Annotated in this window: 19 protein-coding genes and 2 riboswitches; of the genes, 15 read left to right on the top strand and 4 right to left on the bottom strand. The window is 68.0% G+C overall.

All coding sequences use genetic code 11. The features are described from left to right. The first annotated feature begins 548 nt into the window (after positions 1 to 548). Positions 549 to 1,718 carry a hypothetical protein gene (locus EFY87_RS19975; protein ID WP_148043243.1) on the top strand — a complete coding sequence of 390 codons (1,170 nt, stop codon included), beginning with the start codon at positions 549 to 551 and terminating at the stop codon, positions 1,716 to 1,718. A gap of 171 nt (positions 1,719 to 1,889) precedes the next feature. Here EFY87_RS19975 and EFY87_RS03905 read toward each other — a convergent pair whose 3' ends face one another. Next, a complete protein-coding gene (locus EFY87_RS03905; protein ID WP_158607497.1) occupies positions 1,890 to 2,522 on the bottom strand; it encodes a phosphatase PAP2 family protein in 633 nt (210 codons plus the stop codon). Positions 2,523 to 2,720: 198 nt separating this feature from the next. Here EFY87_RS03905 and EFY87_RS03900 point away from each other — a divergent pair, with 198 nt between their 5' ends. The 4 genes from EFY87_RS03900 (at position 2,721) to eno (ending at position 8,699) form a co-directional block, all read left to right on the top strand. Next, positions 2,721 to 3,956 (top strand): MFS transporter, encoded by a 1,236-nt coding sequence (locus tag EFY87_RS03900; RefSeq protein ID WP_220093488.1) that lies wholly within the window; start codon positions 2,721 to 2,723, stop codon positions 3,954 to 3,956. Positions 3,957 to 4,145: 189 nt separating this feature from the next. Next, a riboswitch (Fluoride riboswitch) is annotated at positions 4,146 to 4,219 on the top strand. A gap of 20 nt (positions 4,220 to 4,239) precedes the next feature. After that, a complete protein-coding gene (locus tag EFY87_RS03895) occupies positions 4,240 to 5,772 on the top strand; it encodes a MutS-related protein (RefSeq protein WP_123270133.1) in 1,533 nt (510 codons plus the stop codon). Beyond that, on the top strand, positions 5,772 to 7,409 hold the full coding sequence (locus tag EFY87_RS03890) for a MutS-related protein (protein ID WP_123270132.1): 1,638 nt from the start codon (positions 5,772 to 5,774) through the stop codon (positions 7,407 to 7,409). Before EFY87_RS03895 ends, EFY87_RS03890 begins: the two co-directional genes overlap by 1 nt. A gap of 6 nt (positions 7,410 to 7,415) precedes the next feature. Beyond that, on the top strand, positions 7,416 to 8,699 hold the full coding sequence (gene eno / locus EFY87_RS03885) for a phosphopyruvate hydratase (RefSeq protein ID WP_220093487.1): 1,284 nt from the start codon (positions 7,416 to 7,418) through the stop codon (positions 8,697 to 8,699). Between the two features lie 43 nt (positions 8,700 to 8,742). On the opposite strand, the gene EFY87_RS03880 is transcribed toward eno, so the two are convergent. Next, positions 8,743 to 9,339: a histidine phosphatase family protein gene (locus EFY87_RS03880; protein WP_123270131.1), complete on the bottom strand. Its 597-nt coding sequence runs from the start codon at positions 9,337 to 9,339 to the stop codon at positions 8,743 to 8,745. A 139-nt stretch (positions 9,340 to 9,478) separates the two neighbouring features. Continuing rightward, positions 9,479 to 9,551: riboswitch (Fluoride riboswitch) on the top strand. Between the two features lie 117 nt (positions 9,552 to 9,668). On the opposite strand from EFY87_RS03880, the gene EFY87_RS03875 reads away from it, so the two are divergent. The 10 genes from EFY87_RS03875 (at position 9,669) to EFY87_RS03830 (ending at position 18,809) form a co-directional block, all read left to right on the top strand. Then, positions 9,669 to 10,562, top strand: a complete 894-nt coding sequence (locus EFY87_RS03875) for a respiratory chain complex I subunit 1 family protein (protein ID WP_220093486.1) — start codon at positions 9,669 to 9,671, stop codon at positions 10,560 to 10,562. Beyond that, positions 10,562 to 11,251, top strand: a complete 690-nt coding sequence (locus EFY87_RS03870; protein ID WP_123270129.1) for a hydrogenase — start codon at positions 10,562 to 10,564, stop codon at positions 11,249 to 11,251. The genes EFY87_RS03875 and EFY87_RS03870 overlap by 1 nt, the downstream gene beginning before the upstream one ends. Position 11,252: 1 nt before the next feature. Then, positions 11,253 to 12,740, top strand: coding sequence for a proton-conducting transporter transmembrane domain-containing protein (locus EFY87_RS03865; protein ID WP_123270128.1), 1,488 nt, complete (start codon positions 11,253 to 11,255; stop codon positions 12,738 to 12,740). Next, positions 12,727 to 14,304 carry a hydrogenase large subunit gene (locus EFY87_RS03860; protein ID WP_123270127.1) on the top strand — a complete coding sequence of 526 codons (1,578 nt, stop codon included), beginning with the start codon at positions 12,727 to 12,729 and terminating at the stop codon, positions 14,302 to 14,304. Before EFY87_RS03865 ends, EFY87_RS03860 begins: the two co-directional genes overlap by 14 nt. After that, positions 14,301 to 15,080: an NADH-quinone oxidoreductase subunit B family protein gene (locus EFY87_RS03855; RefSeq protein ID WP_220093485.1), complete on the top strand. Its 780-nt coding sequence runs from the start codon at positions 14,301 to 14,303 to the stop codon at positions 15,078 to 15,080. The genes EFY87_RS03860 and EFY87_RS03855 overlap by 4 nt, the downstream gene beginning before the upstream one ends. Next, on the top strand, positions 15,077 to 17,083 hold the full coding sequence (locus EFY87_RS03850; protein WP_123270126.1) for a proton-conducting transporter transmembrane domain-containing protein: 2,007 nt from the start codon (positions 15,077 to 15,079) through the stop codon (positions 17,081 to 17,083). The genes EFY87_RS03855 and EFY87_RS03850 overlap by 4 nt, the downstream gene beginning before the upstream one ends. Before the next feature lie 28 nt (positions 17,084 to 17,111). Then, complete coding sequence (locus EFY87_RS03845) at positions 17,112 to 17,597, top strand: universal stress protein (RefSeq protein ID WP_123270125.1); 486 nt, start codon at positions 17,112 to 17,114, stop codon at positions 17,595 to 17,597. 32 nt (positions 17,598 to 17,629) lie between these two features. Beyond that, complete coding sequence (locus EFY87_RS03840) at positions 17,630 to 17,872, top strand: hypothetical protein (protein WP_123270124.1); 243 nt, start codon at positions 17,630 to 17,632, stop codon at positions 17,870 to 17,872. 65 nt (positions 17,873 to 17,937) lie between these two features. Continuing rightward, positions 17,938 to 18,234, top strand: coding sequence for a hypothetical protein (locus EFY87_RS03835; protein WP_148043242.1), 297 nt, complete (start codon positions 17,938 to 17,940; stop codon positions 18,232 to 18,234). After that, positions 18,234 to 18,809 carry a M48 family metalloprotease gene (locus EFY87_RS03830; RefSeq protein ID WP_123270122.1) on the top strand — a complete coding sequence of 192 codons (576 nt, stop codon included), beginning with the start codon at positions 18,234 to 18,236 and terminating at the stop codon, positions 18,807 to 18,809. Before EFY87_RS03835 ends, EFY87_RS03830 begins: the two co-directional genes overlap by 1 nt. A gap of 144 nt (positions 18,810 to 18,953) precedes the next feature. Here EFY87_RS03830 and EFY87_RS03825 read toward each other — a convergent pair whose 3' ends face one another. Both EFY87_RS03825 and EFY87_RS03820 read right to left on the bottom strand, forming a co-directional pair. After that, on the bottom strand, positions 18,954 to 19,139 hold the full coding sequence (locus EFY87_RS03825) for a hypothetical protein (RefSeq protein WP_148043241.1): 186 nt from the start codon (positions 19,137 to 19,139) through the stop codon (positions 18,954 to 18,956). Positions 19,140 to 19,249: 110 nt separating this feature from the next. Then, positions 19,250 to 19,936, bottom strand: a complete 687-nt coding sequence (locus EFY87_RS03820; RefSeq protein ID WP_123270120.1) for an Lsr2 family DNA-binding protein — start codon at positions 19,934 to 19,936, stop codon at positions 19,250 to 19,252. Between the last annotated feature and the right edge of the window lie 30 nt (positions 19,937 to 19,966).

Here is a 19,966-nt window from a genome sequence, read left to right as displayed (position 1 = left end):
GGGCACTGGTGTGCAAGGTGTGCTGGTACCGCCGCGAGCTCGCGGGCCGGCCACGCGCTCTTCCGAAGCCTCGTCCGGTGCGGCCCGCCAGGGCATGCGTCCGCTGCGGCTGGTCCTCCCGCAACCTGCGCGATGGTCCCAGCGGCCCCGCCTGCATCGGATGTTGCGACTACGTGCGTCGCACCGCCACGGAGCTCGGGATCGGCGCGGCCGACGTGACGGTCGGGCTGCGACCGGCCGGCGCGCTGGAGGGAAACTCCTGTGACCGGTGCGGCAAAACCGTCAAGGCCATCAGCACCCGCCGCACCGGGGAACGGATCTGCAAGACCTGTGCCATGAGACCGCAGCTGATCTGCGTCGATTGTGGCCACCCCCGCGAACACGACCCGAAGACGACACAGGATGCCTGCCCCGGTTGTCGCGGCACCGCTCGCGCCCAGTGTCGCCAATGCTCCCGCAGCATCTTCGCGCTCCTGCCGGCCAAGGCGCAGCCGCGGTGCTTGTTCTGTCGCGCTCGGCAGTGGGTTCGCGCCCGTCTCGGCGAGACTGTGTCCGAACCTGTTGATCCGCGCCTGAATTCGTTCATCGTCCGGTTGGCGGCCACACACGACTTTCCGCAGCTACGGCAGTGGTTCCTGCGCAGTCCCGCGGCCACCACATTGCTGACCCGGATGGCACACGGACAGGTACCGATCGACCACGACACATTGGATGCCGCAGCAGGCGACCGCGGCGGCCGAGCCATCAGCGTCGAACACCTGCGCCGGCTGCTGGTGGCCGCCGGAGCGCTGCCGCCCCGCGAGGAATACCTCGCGCGATTGGAAGCCGCGTTCGCCCGGGTGATCGAGCACACCCCTGGTGAGGATCAGATGGTTATCGCCCGGTACGTCCACTGGCACGTGCTGCCGGGTGTCCGGCGACGGCTGGCGACCGGCCGTGACCCACAACGAACGTGCACCCTGGCCCGCGGCATGCTGTACGGGCCGCGGCGCCTGGTCGACGAACTCCATTCACGCGGTGAACACATCGGGTCCCTGCGTCAGCCGGTGCTGGATCAGTGGCTGGCCCGTCGCCGGTCGGACGCGATCTCCGTGTCGGTCTTCCTGCGATGGGCGGCGCGACACCGGCTCGCGTCATCGGTGAATTTGCCCGTGCCGCGGATGAACGACCCGATGGACTTCAATGACCCCGACCAACAATGGGAGTTGTTGCGCCGCTGCCTGCACGACCACACCCTCAGCCCCCGGACCCGACTGGCCGGCACCCTGGTGCTGATGTACGGACAGCACGCCAGCACGATCGTGCAGCTACGTGCCTCGCACGTCACGCCGGGACCGCCCACCACCCTGCGGCTCGGAACTGACGCCGTCGAAATCAGTGAGCCGATCGCGACCGTGCTGCGCCACGCCGCCACCGGCACGATCTCCACACTGGCAGAGCGCGGCATCGCCAACAGCTTCGAGACCTCCGAAGACAGGTGGCTGTTTCCCGGCCGAGGGCCCGGGAAACGACTCGGAACCGAAGCTCTCCTGAATGAACTGCGCCGGGCAGGGATCCGGTCCCGCCAGGCCCGCAACACCACCTTGCTGACCCTGGCCCGTGAGCTGCCGCCCGCGGTCCTGGCCGACCTGCTCGGCATCGGCACCAGCACCGCCGACCGGTGGCGACAATGGGCCGGCGGCACCTGGGCTGCCTACGAGGTGCCGTCACACCGCTGACAGGCCCTTCCGAACGTGAATGGCCGCACAGGGACCACGAGGTGCTATAGCTCGATACTCGAGTGCGTCGCCGCGAAAGGAAGCACCGTGCACAGCCAGGCCCGGCTTGCCCTACCCGGGGCTTGGCAGCCCAGTCCGGTCAGCTGTGGTGCGTGATCCCGTTCGGCGTCCTCAGCCGGCGCCGCGGGTTGACAGCAGCCCATGTAAGGGTCCGCGGCGTGCTCTGCCGACGACCCGTTGCAGGAGACGAGAGAGCAGCGGGCTGGTGATCAGCACGACGACCACCGCGACGACCATGGCGGCGATGACGTCGTGCGGGTAGTGCGCGCCGACGTATACCCGGCTAATGGCTTCGAGGATCGCCAGCAGTGCGGCGATGACACCGAGTCGTCGGTTCACGAAGAAGAGGGCGACCGCGACAGCGGCTGCGAACGTGGTGTGTCCGCTCGGCATGGCGTAATCCGTTGGTGCAGGGCACGTTTCAACGATGAACGCGTGCGGTACGGAACGGCAGGGGCGCAGTTCACCGAACTGGTTCTTGATCACTTCGGTCACCAGGAATGCCACTGCGACGCCGATGGGTGCGACCAGGGCCGTCGTCATCTGCCGGTCCCCGTACCGGCGGGAAATCCACCAGCCCACCAGCAGCAGGATGACGAAGAGGCCGATGCTGTAGGTGGTCCAGGCTTCCGCTGCCGTGTTGAGCCAGTGGGTGTGTCGCGCGAACTGGGTGACGTCCCGGAAGAGCGAACCGTCGATGCGCGCCCCGTCGTACGTCGAGATCGTCAGCGCCTCCGAAAACATGAGGGTAGGTGTGGCCTTTCGTTCGGTGCGCCCGGCTGGGCGCGTCGAGCCGCCAGCTAATCCTTTCCTGGCTGAGAGGGTCCTGAGAGCTGCAGGTGAACGGCTGCGGTGAGCATGATGACGTTGCCACCGTTCCCGGGTCGGGAGCGATACTTTCGAACCGGCGGCGTGCGATCGTGCGCCGCATGGAGCGCGGAGGTGCCCACCGTGCAGGATCCCGCCGATCGCCCGGTGCCTATCCGTCCGCATCCGGTGCTGGCCCGGCGCGCCGCGTTGCGGTTCGTGCTGCTGATCGGGGTCGTCAGCGCCTTCTCCGACATGACGCACGAGGGCGCCCGCAGCATTACCGGTCCCTTCCTCGGATCGCTGGGGGCCAGCGGCCTGGTCGTCTCGGTCGTCGCCGGGGGCGGCGAGTTGCTCGGCTACGGGTTGCGTTGGTTCGCTGGGCGGGCGGCCGATCGCACGGGCAGGTATTGGGCGATCGCGTTCTTTGGGTACACCCTGCAGATGGCCGTGGTGCCATTGCTCGCGGTATCCGGCAACTGGCCGGTCGCCGCGGCCCTGATCGTCACCGAACGGGTCGGGCGGGCGATCCGCATCCCGACCCGGGACGCGATGACCGCACATGCGGCACACCGACTCGGCGGCGGCTGGGCGTTCGGCGTGCGCGAGGCGCTCGATGCCGGTGGCGCGATGGTCGGCCCGCTGGTGGTCAGCCTTGTCCTGTGGTTGCACGGAAGTGACCGGTCTGCCTTCGCCTGGCTCGGCATCCCGGCCGCACTGACCCTGCTCTCGTTGGTGTTCACCTGGCGGCAGTTCCCCAACCCCGCGGACCTGGAGGCTGAGGCACCCGCCCAGCTGACCGACAGCGCACCGCGCCCGCCGGCGTTTTGGCTCTACCTGGCCGCGATGGGCTTGATCGCGGTCGGCTACGCCGACTGGCCGCTGATCGCGTTGCATTTCAGCGAAGAGCGCATGGTCGGTTCCACGGTCGCACCGGTGCTGTATGCCGTGGCAATGGCCGCCGAGGCAGTGGCCGCACTGGTCCTGGGCAAGGTGTTCGACCGGGTCGGTCTGCGGTCCGTGCTCGTCGTGACGGTCCTGACCGCCGCATACGCACCGCTGGTCTTCCTCGGCGGCTTGCCGCTGGCCGTGATCGGGATCCTTGCCTGGGGTCTGGGTATGGCCGCGCAGGAGTCGATCATCAAGGCAGTGCTCACCACCATCGTGCCCGCCGACCGGCGCGCCACGGCCTTCGGGCTGTTCGACACCGGCTTCGGCGTCGCGTGGTTCGTCGGCAGCATCCTGCTCGGCGTGCTCTACGACACGTCCCTGGTGGCACTGGCCGTGGTCTCCGCGCTCGTCCAGCTCGCCGCCCTCCCATTGCTGGTGCTGACTCGCCGACGGTTGTCCACCACAGCGAGCAAGGGTTAGAAGTCCCCGGTCGACCCCACTCGCACGTGGGTGCATTGCGTCCGCGAGAGACGGATCACTGGGACACCAGCAGCGCTACCCGCCGCATACCGGCACGGGCGACCGCGCACTCACTGCACACTGCATCACGGAACGAGAAGAGACACGGCCGCGTGCACGGTGGGTGCCGAGCGGCATTTCGTGCGTTACAGTGAAATCGGCGATGGAGTCCGCCGGCGATGTTCTCGCAAACCGCCCTCGCGGCTGATGGCACCTTCAATCGATACGAAGGTGAGCCACGCCCATGCTCCGCAATCGCTCTACGCTGCTTTATCCGGTCTCCCCTGACCCGGCCACGCTCGGTCGCCGTCCACCGGACGACACGCTGGGCGACCTGAATTTGGACCAGGTATTCGCAGCGATCAGCGCAGGCTGCGAGGAATACCGGTTCGAGGAGTTCTTCGACCGTCCGAGTGATGACCTGGACGTGATCGGTCACCGGCACGAGGTTTTCGCGGACTTGGAGGATGCCGCCACCGCGGAGGTGATCAAGTCGTTCGTGGCGGATGCTGCCGCGGTGCGGACGCGTTTGGCGGAGAAGCTGTACGACCCGATGCAAGCAGACCGGTGGTTCCTGGGTGCGGCAGCGGCACATTGCGATGCGGTGACTGCAGCAAGCCAGGGACTGGATGCCGCACCGTTGCAGTCCGTCGGACTGCGTGACCTGCGTGATCGGCTGAGCGCCTACCGCTCGAGCAGCGAGTTCCAGGCGCTGCGGGACGAGGCGGATCATCTGGAGCAGGGCCTGGATGACGTGCGGTTCGTGGTCCACACACACGCGGGAAAGATCACCGTCGCCGCGCCCGGTGACGAACCGGATTTCGCCGGGTCCGTGCTGGAGACGTTCGCGCGGTTCTCCGCGCCGACCGGGGTCGACGACACGGCTGAACGCCGCGGCGCGCACCAGCTCGATCGTGTCGAGACGGCCGTGCTGCACATGCTCGGCCAATTGTTTCCCCGCCTGTTCGCGGACGTTGCGGCGTTCCACCGGACACATGCGCAGTTCCTTCCGCAGTGGTACCGGGACGCCGAACGTGAGGCGGCCTTTTACCTGCAGTACCTGGAGTTCATGCGCACCTTGCGGCCGGCGGGTGTGAAGTGGACGCTGCCGCGGCTGTCCCGGCAGAACCGTGCCGAGCGCATCGTCGCCGGCTGTGACGTGGCGCTGGCACGCCAGCGCGCCGGCGACCAGGAACGGTGCGTGAGCAACGATCTTCAGCTCACCCCGCCCGAGCAAATCCTGGCGATCTCCGGACCGAACCAGGGCGGGAAGACGACGACCGCCCGTCTGTTCGGGCAGTTGCACTATCTGGCATCTCTCGGGCTGCCCGTGCCGGCAGCCCAGGCGGCGCTGTTCCTTCCCGACGCGGTGTACACCCACTTCGAGCGAGCCGAGTCCATTGAGACGTTGTCGGGAAAGCTGGAGGACGAATTGCGCCGTGCCAGAACACTTTTGGAACATGCTACCGGCGACAGTGTCGTGATCTTCAATGAGACCTTCGGCTCCACCTCGCTGGCTGACGCGTACGCGCTCGGTGCCACCATTCTGCGGCAGGTCATCGACACCGGTGCCCTTGGTGTGTACGTGACGTTCGTGGACGACCTGACCCGGCTGGACGAGCACGTGGTGAGCATGATGAGTACCACCGACCCTGCGGACGACGCTGTGCGGACGTTCAAGGTGGTGCGCAAGCGCGCGGACGGCAAAGTCCACGCGGCCGCGATCGCGCGAAGCCACCGGCTGACCTATGACGACATTCGTCAGGCGGTGAGCTGATGCGCCCGCACTTGCTCTTCCCCGACCGCGACCTGGCCGCACCCGACGACGAGACACCGCCCCTGCTGGCCGACCTGGTCGCTGATTTGGAGTTGCCGGTCGTCCTACGTGCGATGTCCGGCGACGACCCGCTGATGTATGCCGTGTGTGCGCAGGTGCTCACCGCCACCGACACCGCGCCGCGCATCGTGCGCCACCGGCGCGCGGTACTGGCCGATGCGATGGCCCATCCTGACGAGTTCGCAGACCTGTACACGATCGCCTCCGAGGCGATCGCTGATGAGAAAAAGATCTACCGCAGCACGTTCATGGTGCGACCGGAATCCACCCTGCGCCGGTCGGTGGAGGTCCTCAAGCGCCTGCTGGACGCGGTCGCCCGGGTACGGCGGGTGAGCGACGCGCTGCTCAGGACCGCCAGGTCGGACGCTGTGCGCACGATGTGCACTGTGCTGGCCGAGCAGCTCGACGACGCCTACTTGCAGGAGGCCGGCGAGCAGGTGAGGGAGCTGGAACTGGCGCACGGCCTGCTGGTGTCGGCGCGGTTGGACCGCAACGACACGGTGTCCGGGATGCGCCCGCTGCTGGCGCGCACGTCGGGCAACTGGCTGATCGGCAGGCGGCCGAGTCTGCGCAAGCCGACGTTCTCCTACACGATCGCCGAGCGGGATCAGGCAGGGATGGAAGCCTTCGGCGCGTTCCGCGACCGCAGCCTGACCCAGGTTGCCGACGCTGCCGACACCTCGGCAACACACATTCTGAACTTCTTGAGCTGCCTGCAACGCGAAGTGGCGTTCTACCTCGGCTGTGTCCGGTTGCGAGACACCCTGCACGAGCTCGATGTGTCGACCTGTGTGCCGGACGTCTGCGACGAGCATGAGCGCGAGGGCGAAACCGAGTTGAGCGCCTCGGGGCTGTGCGACGTGCCGCTTGCGCTGCAAAGCAAGCAGGCCCCGGTGCCCGTGACGGTCGCTGCCGGGCCGGCACGCCTGGTGGTGCTCACTGGCGCCAACCGGGGTGGCAAGTCCACGACCTTGCGCGGCATCGGCGTTGCCCAATTGATGGCTCAGGCCGGCATGTTCGTGGCGGCCGATGAGTTCCGGTTTGCCGTCTGCAGTGGGGTTTTCACGCACTTCAAGCGCGAGGAGGACGCCGCCATGGAGCGCGGGAAGTTCGACGAGGAGCTGGAGCGGATGAGCCGGATCATCGGTGCGGTGGCGCCGGGCGGGATGCTGCTGGCGAACGAGTCGTTCGCGTCCACGAATGAGCAGGAGGCCTCCGACGTCGGTTTCGACGTGCTCACGGCCCTGGTCGACAGCGGCGTGAGCGTGCTGTTGGTGACGCACTTGTTCACTCTTGCCCAGCGGCTCTTCGACGATTCCCGGGCGTCGGTGTTCCTGCGGGCCGAGCGCGGCGCCGACGGGCAGCGGACGTATCAGCTGATCGAGGCACCGCCACTGCCCACCAGTTTCGGCGGCGACGTGTACCGCACGGTCTTCGGCAAACCACTGAACACCATCGATACCGACATCGGCGCTGGCGTCAAAGATCAGCAGCATGGCGTTAAAGACCAGCAGCAGCAACAGGATTCGGCCGCCACCGACGACCACGCCCCATCACCAGCCACCCAAACCAGCTGAGAGGCCATGATGACCACGAATGACGGATTGCGACTCAGGAGCGTCACCGCGGAGCAGATCCTGGATTCCCGGGGTCACCCGACGCTGCAAGTGCAGGTGGTCACCGATGACGGGGCCAGCTTCTCCGGCAGCGCCCCTGCCGGCGCTTCCACCGGTGATCACGAAGCGCGCGAACTGCGGGACGGTGGCTCCGACTTCGGTGGCCGCGGAGTTACGAACGCGGTCACGCTGGTCGCCGATCAGGTCGAGCCCCTGCTGACAGGTACGAAGTGGGTGACCCTCGATGACATCGACGGTGCCCTCTATCGGCTCGACGGCACCGGCCGGTTCGCGAAGATCGGTGCCAACACGGCAGTCGCGGTATCGATCGCCTGCGCTCGTGCCTTCGCACACCAGCAACGGATCCCGTTGCACGAGTGGATCTCCGACCAGTTGGGCACCACCCCGGTGATGCCGGTGCCGCACTTCAACGTCGTCAACGGCGGCGCGCACGCCGCGAACGGGTTGGCGTTCCAGGAGTTCCTCGTCGCACCCACCGGGGCCAGGGACATCAGCGACGCCGTCCAGATGGGCGCGGAGATCTATGCCGCGCTGGAGGCAGAGCTGCGGTCCCGGTTCGGCTCACTCGGCGTCGGCGACGAGGGCGGGTTCGCCCCGGACACCGACGACGAGAACCAGGTCCTCGACACGATCATGCGCAGCATCGAACGCGCTGGGCTGACACCAGGTCTCAACGTCCGGTTGGCATTGGACGCGGCCGCGAACAGCTTCTACGACGGCAAGTACTACCGGTTGCACGGCCGCTGGCGCTCTGCGGACGACTTGCTGGCCCGCTACGTCGACCTGGCGGCGAACTATCCGATCTGGAGCATCGAGGACCCGTTCGACGAGTCCGACCGGAACGCGTGGCACGACATCATGGACCGCCTCGGGGACCGGGTCCAGATCCTCGGCGACGACATCTTCGTCACCGACGCCGCGCGTATCCGTGCCGGCGCCAAGGAGGAGATCGCGAATGCCGCACTGATCAAACCGAACCAGATCGGCACCGTCACCCAAACATTCGAAGCCCTGCGTACCGCACGCGAGGTGGGCTTTCGCACGATGATTTCCCACCGGTCCGGGGAAACGCTGGACACCTTCATCGCCGACCTCGCGGTCGGGGCCGGAACCGGGCAGATCAAGGCAGGTGCCCCGGCGCGCGGCGAGCGAGTCGCCAAGTACAACAGGCTCACTCGACTGCACAAGCTGTACCCGCAGCTGGGTTACGCCCAGTGGTGGACGGACTGACATGCCGGCACACGGTTCTGCCGGCAACCTGGCCCCGCGTGGGTCACCCGTGATGTTCGCCCACTGGTGCGACGAGGTCGGTTTCCACCACACGCCACCCTCCAGATGCGTTGTGCTGCAACACGTTCCAGCAGGCGGTGCGCTGGCGGGGCGGGCTGGTCAGGGCCGGGTCCAGGTGCATCAGCAGCAGCTGGTTCACCGCGTCATGGGCCACCAGGACAACACCGGGTTGGTCGGCGTACGCCTCCAGGGCGGCAAGGGCGCGGGCCAGGACGTCCTGCGCGGGTTCCACCCCGGGCGCGGCGTCCAGCGAACCCCACTGCGCCACCACCTCCGCCTTGGGGTGCCCGGCCCACTGCCCGTAGTCCCGGTCCATCAGCCGCGCATCGGATTCGGCCGTGGTGCCTGCCGCTGCCGCGATCGGCTCGGCGGTGCGGCGGGCCCGCAGCAGCGGGCTGTGTCGCACCGCCGCAATGTCGTAGCCACCGGTGAGGGCCTGGGCGAGGGCAACGGCCTGGTGCCGGCCGACGTCGTCCAAGTCCGGATCCAGGTGCCCGCGCAACTGGTCCCGGGCGTTGAGCACGGTCTGCCCGTGCCGGGCCAGAATGAGACGCTGCGACTCCTTCTCCGGTTCAGTCATCACACCCGGTCCTGTTCTGATCGGTGGTCGGTATGGGTTTCCGTGTTGATGTCGGTGTCGGTGTGCAGCAACGTACGCCGCGGGACTCACCGGCGGAAGTGCTTGACCGGCAAGCCTGCTCGCTGCTTACATGAGGCTCGATCCGAAGGGCGATGGAGCTCGCCCGGGCCCCGGCCCAAACCGCCGACCCGGCTAATAGCCCCTTCCATGCTGCGGCTGGGAGGTGACGTGCGCCGGAAACCCCTCGACGTGCGCCGTTCGGCATGACTGGTTTGCCGCTGCCGGCGATCCAGGCCGGGCAAGTGCTCACCGTCGGCCTCGGCGCACCCTTGGTCAGCGGCGCGATCGCCACCGTCGAGGCCCGCCTGCAAGGAAGGCGCGGCCCGCGGGTGCTGCAACCGTTCTACGACCTGCACAAGATGTTCGGCAAGGAATCGCTCGCACCCACCGGGTCCGGGGTGCTGTTCCTGGCAGCCCCGGTGATCGCGATCGCCTGCTACCTGTCGGTGCCGCTGCTGATCCCGGTACTGACCACCTACCCGCTGCCCCTGGCGACCATGGGAGACATTCTCGGCGGCGGATTCCTGCTGTCGTTTGCCAGCTTCCTGGTCGCCGTTGCCGCGACGGAAACCGGCGACCCGTATGCGCAGTTGGGCGCCAGCCGAGCCAAGACGTTCGGCGCCATCACCGAACCGGTGTTGCTGATGGTGTTCTTCACCGTGGCCGCGATCACCGCCACCGATCTTCCGTACGCCCTGGGCGAGACCGTGCGCAGCGGCCCGGCGCAGGTGGTGCGCCCCGCGCATCTGCTGGCCACCGGGGCACTGTTGATGGTGATCCTGTACGAGACCGCGCGCATCCCGATCGAAACGCACACCGGCACCAACGAGCTGGGCATGATCGAGACCGCGCGCCCGTTCGAGCACTCCGGGCCCTATTTGGCGCTGCTGCACTGGGGATCGATGATCAAGCAGCTGGTGTTGTTCACGATCCTGCTGAACATCTTCGCCGCGCCCTGGGGAATGGCCTCAGGGACGCACCCCCTTGCGGTCGCCGGGGCCGCCGGCGCGCTGATCGGCAAGTCGCTGGTGCTAGGCGTGCTGATCGCCGGGTTGGACAACGCCTTCGCCAAGCTGCGGTTGTTCAAGATCACCGAATTTGCGGCGGCCGCGTTCCTACTGGCCATCTTCGCCGTCTGCACGCTCTTTCTGGGAGGTGGCTGATGCACGCAACGGGCACTACCGGTGTGGTGATGGCGCCGAGCGTCTTTGAAGGGACCGCCAGCACCGTCGCGATGATCGTGCTGCTGCTGGAATTCCTGATGCTGCGCTCGGCGCTGCTGCGCGCGCAGATCCGGTTGTACGCGGCGCAATCGGCGGTCGTCAGCATCCTGGCCGCCGTCATCGCGCACGGCCGGTCCCTGCCGGAACTGTATGTGCTGGCGGTGCTTTCGTTCGCGCTCAAGGCGGTGCTGGTGCCGTGGGTCATCTCCCGGATGATGCGGGACTCGGCGACCGAGATCGCTGGCAGCGGCGCCCTGGGCGTGGCCAGCGAGGTCATCGTGTCCATCGGTGTGGCCACCTTCGGGTTCTTCGCCGTGGGCGCGCTGCACATCCATTCCACGGTCCTGCCCAGTGCCGCGTTGAGCCTCGCGGTCGCCGTCGTGTTGGTCTCCTTCGTGCTGATGATCGTGCGCCGGGACGTGATCAGCCAATCGATCGGATTCTTCTCCCTGGAAAACGGGGTCTCACTGGCCAGCCTGGTCGTGGCGGCGGGTATGCCGCTGATTCTGGAGGTGGCGTTCCTCTTCGATCTGCTGGTGGCCGTGGTGGTCTTCGGGATCCTGATGCGCACCCACCACCGGCACGTGTCGTCGCTGTCCACCGCCGACCTGACGTCGCTGCGGGGCTGAGATGACCGGGTGCCTGATCGCGCTGCTGCTGATCCCGCTGGTCGCAGGCGGCGTCGCCGCGACCGTGCGCGGCTGGGCCGGGCATGCGGCCACCATCGCCGCCGGCCTGGCCTGCCTGGGGTTGGTGGCCGCAATGTGGACGTCGGTGGGGCGCGGCACCATCGCCGTCGGGTTCCTGCGGGTTGACGCGGTGTCCATGGTGTTTCTGCTGGGCACCTCGTTCCTGTACGCGGTGGTGGCGGTTTACACCGCCGGGTATCTACGCGCCGAACTCGCCCGGCGCAGCTCACGCGCCGGGACGCGGTATCAGCGACGGTTCCTGCTGGGGATCAACCTGTTCGTCTGGGCAATGCTGTTCGCGCCCTCGGTCAACGGGCTGGCGCTGGTCTGGGTGGGCGTCGAAATCACCACCATCGTGTCCGCGGTGCTGGTCGCCATCGACGACACCGAGGCCGCGGCCGAAGCCGCCTGGAAGTACGTGCTCATCGCCTCCTGCGGGCTCGGGATCGCTTTGCTGGCAACCATTTTCATGTACTACGCCGGGGCGCAAGTGCTCGGCCAGTCCTATGACCTGTCCTTCCCGCAACTTCTGGCGCACGCCGGGCAGCTGCCGGCCACCCCGGTGCGGCTCGCGTTCGTGCTGGCCGTGATCGGATTCGGCACCAAGGTCGGGCTGTTCCCGGTGCACACCTGGCTGCCGGACGCGCACGCGGAGGCGCCGACACCGTTGTCGGCGTTGCTGTCCGGTTCGTTGCTGGCGGTCAGCTTCTACGCGATTCTGCGGTTCTACCAGGTGACGGCGGCCACCGTCGGCGCGGGTTTCGCCGGCGGTGTGCTGCTGGTCTTCGGGGTCCTGACGCTGCTGCTGGCCGCGTTGTACCTACTCGACCAACGCAACCTCAAACGATTCCTGGCCTACTCCAGCGTCGAGCACATGGGGATCCTGGCGATCGGCGTCAGCTTCGGCAACCCGATCGCCCTGTTCGGGGTCATGCTCCACGTCCTGGTCCACGCTGCCGGCAAAGGCGGCGCGTTCCTGTCCGCGGGAGCCATCGTGCAAGGGTTTCGCACCAAGCAACTCGCCCACATCCACGGCGCATTCGACCGGATGCCGTGGACCGCCTCGACGTTCGTGATCGCGATCTTCGCCCTGTGCGCCATGCCACCGTTTGGGATCTTCCGCAGCGAATTCCTGGTCATCCAAGGCGGATTCAGTGCACACCACACCGCCAGCGCCGCGGTGCTGGTGCTCCTGGTCACGGTCGCGTTCGTCGGGTTGGCGGCCACCACGACGCGCTCGATCGCCGCCGGACCGGTCGAGGGTGACCCCGGTCCGCGGCAGGAGGCCAACGCCTGGATGGTGGTGCCCGTGCTCGCCTGCGTGCTGGTGCTGTTACTGCTCGGTCTGTGGTTGCCCGGGCCGATGGGTGAGGTGTTGCACAACGCCGCCTTCGAACTATCCGTAGGGGGTGGCCATGGGCCAGGTTGAAAATGAGCAGGTTGAGCATGAACCGGCCCAGAACGAGCGGGCCGAAAACCAGCAGACCGGCAAGGGGCAGGCCGGGAGGGACGACACAGTGTGGTGCGCCACCCTCGCGGAGTGGCACCGCCGGGTGACGGCCGCGTGCGCGCCACCGGGTCGCCTCGCCGGGCTGTATGCCACCGAGGAAGGCGGCACCCCGGAACTGGTCGCGATCGTCGGCCGAGACCAGGGCTTCCTCGTGCTGCGTGCGCCGGTCGGGCACGACCTGTGTTACGACGCGCTGACCCCGCAGGTGCCGGCGGCGTTCTGGTACGAGCGTGCCCTGCATGACCTGTCGGGTTTGGAGCCGGCCGGTCATCCGCGGCTGGAACCGCTGCTGCTGCCGCACCTGGACGACCTCGGTCCGGTGCGGCCGGGCAGTGATCTGCCGGCCAGGGGCCACGATGCCCGCCTGGGCGTGGAGCACGTAGGCCCGGTGGATGTCACCGGTCGCGGGGTGTTCACGTTGCCGTTCGGGCCGGTCCGCTCCGGGGTGCTGGAGTCGTTGGAGTTGCTGCTGGAAACCGGCGGCGAAGACATCCTGCGGATCAACCTGCGCCCGCATTACAAGCACCGGCAGATCGCCAAACGGTTCGAGCAGCGCACCATCGAGGACGCGGTGCTGGTCGCCGAGCGGGTCGAAGGCGTGCACTCGGTCGCCCACGCGCTGGCGTTCGTGCACGCCGTGGAGACCGGCACTGGGGTCCAGGTGCCGGCCGCTGCTCGGTTGCAACGGGTGGTGGTGGCCGAGTTGGAACGCATCGCCAACCACCTGGACGTGGTCACACAGTTGTGCGACTGCGCCGGACTGGCCGTCGGCACAGCACGGTTCGGCCTGCACAAGGAAGAAGTCATGCGGCTGATGTCGGACGCGACCGGCAGCCGGTTCGGCCGCGGCCAGGTCGTTGCCGGCGGGGTGCGGGCGGCGCTGCGGGTGGACCCGGCACTGATCGGTCGCCGCGTTCGGGCGCTGCAAGCCCGGATCGCCGACGACCTGGGCGCGCTGAACAGTTCGGCGTCATTCCTGGACCGACTGCGCACCACCGGCCGCCTGGCCACCGACCTCGCCCGCCGGCACGGCGCACTCGGCCCGGTCGGAAGAGGCAGCGCCGTAGAAGCCGATACCCGGGTTTGGCGACCCTATGACGGTTACCGAGACCTGACGCCGTTCGTGCCGGCGACCAGCACGTTGACCGATGCCCTCGGGCGGTTACGTGTCCGGGAAACGGAACTGGCGCACTCCAGCGACCTCATCTCCGAAGCCGCCGACCAGCTGACACAGGTCGAACCCACCCTGCGAACTCCGGTGCCGCCGGCCGACGGAAGGTACCTCGGCGTCGCCGAATCGGCGGCCGGTGAGGTGCTCTACAGCCTCAGCCTGCAGGGCGCGCGGGTGGTGCGGTGCTTCGCCCGCAGCGCCTCGTTCCACAACCTGGTGTTGATGCACAACGTCTTCCACGGGGACGTGTTCACCGACCTCGGCTTCATCGAAGCCAGCTTCGGCCTGTGCTACGCGGGGGTGGCGATGTGAGACTGCCCTGGTTGCTGCGAGGCCTGCGTGACGGCGTGGTCACCACCGGCTGGCCCGCCCGCCCCGACGACTACTTCGACCAGTTCCCGGTCACCCCGGTACCGACCGGCCAGCCCATCACGGATACGGCTGGCATGGACGCCGCTGAGCTCGAAGCGCTGTGCCCGACCGGCGCGATCAACGTCGCGGCCGACACCATCACCCTCGACCGCGGCCGGTGCATCGCCTGCGGCCGGTGCGTGACCCAGCGACCCGACTTGTTCGCCTGGCGGCCCGGCAGCGATGTTGCCCGCGCCGAACGCGACATGCTGATCGCCGACGCCGCACCGGCTGCGCCGCTGCCGCGACTGCGTGCCGACATCGCCGAACGGACCACCATGCTGCGGCGCTCGGTGCACATCCGACACGTCGACGCCGGCTCGGACGGCAGCGACGAATGGGAGGTGCGGGCCCTGCTCAACCCGGTCTACGACGTGCACCGCCTGGGCATCTTCTTCACCGCCAGCCCCCGGCACGCCGACATCCTGCTGATCACCGGCATCGGATCCCCGGGCATGATCCTGCCGCTGGCCCGCACCCGGGCCGCGATGCCCGACCCCGTGGTGGTGATCGCCACCGGCACCGACGCCGTCAGCGGCGGCCTGGTCGGCCCCGGAATGGGCGTGGCGCGCCTGCTGCCGGTCGACGTGTTCGTCCCGGGCGCACCCGCGCCACCGTTCGCGCTGCTGCACGGCATCCTGCTCGCGCTCGGGCGCCTGCCACGGGGTGACTCATGATCGAAACCACCCTGATCGGGTTCGCGCTGGCCGCACTGATCTGCGCCCGGCGCCGCGACGATCACCGCGTCCAGTGGCTCGGCTGGGTACTGCTGGCCGCGGCCAGCGTGGTCGCGGCCATCACCGGGTGCCTGGCCCTGTCCGGGCGCGACCACTCCCTTCGGCTGCCCTGGGGCGCACCCGCCCCGATCGCTCTGGGCGCCGACCACCTGTCCGGGATGATGCTGCTCATCTGCTTCGGCATCGCCGCACCACTGTGCCTGGCCGCAGGCGCATCCCGCCGGCCCGGGCGCCAGTCCCTGCCCGCGCTGGTCGCCGCGCTGCTGACCGCGCTCCTGCTGGTCCTGACCGCCACCAACCTCTTCACGCTGCTGATGGGATGGGAAGGGCTCACCGTCACCTTCTACCTGCTCACCGACCTGGAACGACACCTGCCCGGCAGAGGGCCCGCGGCGACACGCGCCGCGGCCTTCGGGAAAATCAGCGGGTCCGCACTCCTGGTTGGCGGACTCCTGCTGTCCACCAGCTCCGGCTCCCTGGACCTGGCCAGCTGGTCCACCGCCGGACCGGGCGCCTCCCGCGACATCGCCTACCTGCTGCTGCTGGCCGGCTTCGGCGCCAAAGTCGGGCTGGTCCCGCTGCAGATCTGGCTACCGGCCACCTACACCGCGGCCCCCGCACCGGCCCGGGCACTGCTGGCCGGTGTCGCCGTCAACGCCGGCTTCTACGGCTGGTTACGCACCCTGCAGACCCTCGGCTCGCCACCGGCGTGGCTGGCCACGGCCGTGCTCCTGGTCGGTGGGCTCACCGCCATCCTCGGCATCGCGCAGGCCGCCGTCGCCGACAACCTGGCCCGCCTGATCGCCTGGTCGAGCATCGAAAACGCCGGAGTCATCGCCACCGGATTCGGCATGGGCCTGGTCGGCGCCCACACCGGCCAACCACGGCTGACAGCCGCCGGCCTGGTCGCCGCGACCGCACAGATCGTCGCCCACTCCCTGGGCAAATCCCTGCTGTACTGCGCGACGATGGCCATCGACGACGACGCCGGCACCCTCGACCTGGACCAACTGCGCGGCGTCGGACGCAAACTCCCCGCCGCCGGCCTCGGGGTGACCATCGGCGCACTCACCCTCGCCGGCATGCCACTGACCGCAGGCTTCGCGTCCGAATGGCTCACTCTGCAGGCGCTGATGCAGCAATTCCGCACCGGGTCACTGGCGTTTCAGCTCGGTGCGGCGTTCGCCGGATCCCTGGTCGCACTCACCATCGGCGTCGCCGGCCTGACCTTCGTGCGCGTCGTCGGGCTCACCGCGTACGGCGACGCCAGCCGCACCCACACCACACCGCACACCGACACCTCGAGCATCTATCGGACCGCGATCGGCGTGCTGTGCTTCCTGTGCCTGGCGGTCTCCGCGGCCGCGCACTGGGAATTCGCGGTCATCGCCCGCGGACTCAGCCAGCTCGTCGGCGACAACGCACGCGCCGCCAACGCACCCGGATGGGTGGTGCAACCGGTCTACTCCGGGTTCTCCGCGCTCTCCCCCGGCAAACTGTGGATCGAACTGCCGCTGATGTGTCTGGCCGTGCTGGCCATCGCCGCCGCGCTCTCCGGGCGAGACCTGTGGCAAGTGCGCACGACCCCCGTGTGGAGTTCAGGGTCCCCCGGGGTCGAACGCCAAGGCGGGTACACCTCCTTCTCCTTCGCCAACCCGATGCGGCGGGTGCTGGCCACCATGCTCCTCAGCGGCGACCACACGGCACCTGTCGAAGACCCGGGGCGGGCCGACTCGGTCACCGAAGGCATGGTGCGCCCCCTGCACCGGCACGTGACCGTCGTGGAAATCGTCGAACGCTACGGCTACGCACCGATCTGGCGGCAACTCATCCGCGCCGTCCACCTCGCCCAACGCCTGCAATCCGGCCGGCTGGACGCCTACCTGGCCTACATGCTGCTCACCGTCATCGCCGCGATCAGCGTCGTGACCTTCTGGTACTGACACACACCGAGGACACCGAGGGAACGTGATGATCGACATCTGCACCAGACCCATCATCGTCGGCTTCGACGACCACGACGCCAGCCGCCGCGCGCTCATCCAAGCCGCCCACCTCGCCAGCCGACTCGAGGTGCACCTGTACGTCGAACACATCGTGGATCTGGAAGACACCCCCATCGACCCCGACACCGCCGACTGGGAAGACGAAGTCCGTCAACACCTGCAGACACTGCAACACCACGCAGAAACACTCATCGAGCTATCACACGACGACTGGGACTACCACGTCCACCACGGCGACTCCTGGCACGTCCTGCTGCACCGAGCCGAAGAACTCGACGCTGGCCTGATCATCGTCGGACAGCACCTGCACGCGCGAGCTCTCGCAACAGCCCTGGGCCACTTCCTCGCCGGGCCGGCCGGACTCAACGTCGCCGAGCAACTGGTCCGTCACGGAAACAGACCGATCCTTGTTGTGCCATCACAGGTCAGCAAGCACTCAGAAGAATCGTGAATCCGACCTGCAGGCCCCAAGCGACCTTCACGATGAAGAAGCTCGACAACGCACGCCCTCAGCGATACCGGCCGTTTCGATACCGGGGCAAGCAATTCGCACCGTTCGAATTGAGCACTCCACCAGTTCGGCGGGCCGGCCGCCACTGGGCGCTCATCGTCGACGTGGTCGCACTGCCTGAAGCCGATGAGCCGGCGGTGGTGCATCGCTGGGTACCGAAGGAACAGCTCATGCCAGTGCCGGCGCAGCTGAACAGAACCTACGGTCTGCGCTGACACGAGAGGCCGCCCGATGCTCGTGTACTGGTAGCGGATCGACGGGCCGTGGCATGCTCGGTGAGGTGAGTCAGGCCGAACCCCTCGATCCGTCGCTGCCGTCATCGGTGCCGGCGACCAAGCGGTGGCATGACAGCACGGTCGCCAATGCGGCGACTGCCTGGTTGCGCGACCCTCGCGACTACGTCGCCTACCAGCACCTCGTTGCGGCCGTCGACGCCCGCAACGCGTTTCTCAATCCCCAGCTCGACTTCGCGCACGGCCCGGCGCCGGAGCCCACGAGCGATCCGCAACGGATCGGTGATGCATTCCCCGGGGATCCGGGCGAGCTGCTGGCACGGTTGCGCGGCGGCAGCCAGTGATGCGCGAGCCGCCGGTTGCCTCGCTCACCCACGAGACCGCCGCGCAGTGGGCTGGCCAGCTCTTGTCGAGGTACTCGTTGCGGCTGGAGGGGATCAAGTGGATCCCCGGCTACGGTGGTTCGGCGGCTGTCAGCGACGACGGTGTGATTCTCACGCTCGGCGAGCAGGTCCTGCAGGATGCCGCGACAATGCGGTTCCACATCGCCCACGAGGTCGGTCATGTCGTACTTGGCCACGCCACCGGTCTGCGGCGCCGGCGGTTGCGTCTCACGGTGATCTCGGTTGCCGTCACGCTTGTGCTCGAGGGCGGTGTGATGGCGGCCGCGGTCCTCTGGTCCTGGCCAATCGTCCTGGTACCGGTGGTGCTGCTGGCCGCGATGGGTGCCTTGAGTCGGTGCGCTGTGCTGCCCCTTGAACGCGCCGCCGACGAGTTCGCGGCCGCGCATGGTGCGCCGGCAAGTTCGGCGAGCATCCCGCCGACGCCGTGGCTGAATCGTTGGGTGCTGAAAACTCACCCGACGCAGCAGGAACGCAGCCGGCCGATAGCTCCGATGCTGTCCTCGCACCCGATGTAGCTCGGGTGGATCAGCTGTCGACTCAGTGCCGGATGCCCTGACTGGCCAGGTACTCGTGAGCGTCGCCTAGCCGGACCGGCTGCGCGGTGGCCCAGCGTTCGTTCTCGATGTCGTCGGCGATCTGCTGCAGGTGTGCCCGACGGATCAGTACCGGGTGCCAGAAGTCGCTGAGACCAGGATGGCGGGTACTGAGACTCGTTGCAGCAGCACCGCGACCCACTCGACGACGCCGCTCCGATGGTGTGTGACCCGGGCCAGGTGCGGCGTTCTGAGCGACACGGCCACGTCTGCATCCGCGAAGTCGCCGCGCATGTCGTCCTCGGTGGCCATCGTCGATCCCTCCAAAATGTCCCCCGTGGAGTATGCCGCCTGACCGGCACACTCCACGGGGATGTTGGTCGAACTACTCGGCGGCGCCGCTCCTGCAGTTCACGGCTGGGTCACGCCGCAACGTGGGCGGCGTCGTACTGGTCGCGCACACGGTTGGGCACCTTGCCGTGCGTCGGGCACTCGATGTTGTTCTCTTTGGCCCACTCTCGGACGACAGGCGCGGGGGCACCCAGCGGCGGCGCCGTCTTTGTGCTGCGGGTGCGGCACCGCAGAGCACGCAGTTCCTTGTCGACCTTCGCCTTCTGCGCCTCAAGCTGCTTGATCCGCTCCTGTCGCTCGGCATCGGCGGCCGCCTCGGCGGCCTGCGCCTCAGCCTCCTGTCGCTCGGCCTCAAGCCGGGCGGAAAGATCTCCCAGCAAGCCGGCGATCTTCACTCCGAGCTTGTGGGTGCGAGCTTTCGACGACTCCGAAGCAGCGTGGATCAGCGTGTCCGCGGCCGTCTTCACTGGCCGCGCAACACGACTGACCGGGCGGGGGTCGCCCACGGACCGTCGTACCGTGGCGGCCTTCCCGTTCGTCCGCGGACGACTGGCCCGGATCCTGTCCAGGTCTGCGGTCAGCTCGTCGATCGCCCATCCCATCTTGTCGGTGTCCGGGCCGTAGGTCTCGGCGATCGCCTGGACCTGCTCGGCCGTCAGCGCGGTTGCCATCACCACCCACTCGGTGTCGTGGCCGTTGACCAGGTGTTTCAAGACGGTGATCTTGTCGACGATGGTCAGGTCATTGCTCTGTGCCATGGTTTCGAGCTCCAATCTCGATCCGATGGT

Origin of the sequence: Flexivirga caeni, assembly GCF_003724155.1 — a bacterium.
GTDB classification, from domain to species: domain Bacteria; phylum Actinomycetota; class Actinomycetes; order Actinomycetales; family Dermatophilaceae; genus Flexivirga; species Flexivirga caeni.
This window is presented reverse-complemented; position numbering and strand designations above follow the sequence as displayed.

What these genes read in the sequence shown, in the direction of transcription:
- EFY87_RS03905 (WP_158607497.1), bottom strand. Translation starts at nt 2,522, where the DNA reads ATGTTTTCGGAGGCGCTGACGATCTCGACGTACGACGGGGCGCGCATC.
- EFY87_RS03895 (WP_123270133.1), top strand. Translation starts at nt 4,240, where the DNA reads ATGCTCCGCAATCGCTCTACGCTGCTTTATCCGGTCTCCCCTGACCCG.
- EFY87_RS03890 (WP_123270132.1), top strand. Translation starts at nt 5,772, where the DNA reads ATGCGCCCGCACTTGCTCTTCCCCGACCGCGACCTGGCCGCACCCGAC.
- eno (WP_220093487.1), top strand. Translation starts at nt 7,416, where the DNA reads ATGATGACCACGAATGACGGATTGCGACTCAGGAGCGTCACCGCGGAG.
- EFY87_RS03880 (WP_123270131.1), bottom strand. Translation starts at nt 9,339, where the DNA reads ATGACTGAACCGGAGAAGGAGTCGCAGCGTCTCATTCTGGCCCGGCAC.
- EFY87_RS03870 (WP_123270129.1), top strand. Translation starts at nt 10,562, where the DNA reads ATGCACGCAACGGGCACTACCGGTGTGGTGATGGCGCCGAGCGTCTTT.
- EFY87_RS03865 (WP_123270128.1), top strand. Translation starts at nt 11,253, where the DNA reads ATGACCGGGTGCCTGATCGCGCTGCTGCTGATCCCGCTGGTCGCAGGC.
- EFY87_RS03860 (WP_123270127.1), top strand. Translation starts at nt 12,727, where the DNA reads ATGGGCCAGGTTGAAAATGAGCAGGTTGAGCATGAACCGGCCCAGAAC.
- EFY87_RS03850 (WP_123270126.1), top strand. Translation starts at nt 15,077, where the DNA reads ATGATCGAAACCACCCTGATCGGGTTCGCGCTGGCCGCACTGATCTGC.
- EFY87_RS03845 (WP_123270125.1), top strand. Translation starts at nt 17,112, where the DNA reads ATGATCGACATCTGCACCAGACCCATCATCGTCGGCTTCGACGACCAC.
- EFY87_RS03840 (WP_123270124.1), top strand. Translation starts at nt 17,630, where the DNA reads ATGAAGAAGCTCGACAACGCACGCCCTCAGCGATACCGGCCGTTTCGA.
- EFY87_RS03830 (WP_123270122.1), top strand. Translation starts at nt 18,234, where the DNA reads ATGCGCGAGCCGCCGGTTGCCTCGCTCACCCACGAGACCGCCGCGCAG.
- EFY87_RS03825 (WP_148043241.1), bottom strand. Translation starts at nt 19,139, where the DNA reads ATGGCCACCGAGGACGACATGCGCGGCGACTTCGCGGATGCAGACGTG.
- EFY87_RS03820 (WP_123270120.1), bottom strand. Translation starts at nt 19,936, where the DNA reads ATGGCACAGAGCAATGACCTGACCATCGTCGACAAGATCACCGTCTTG.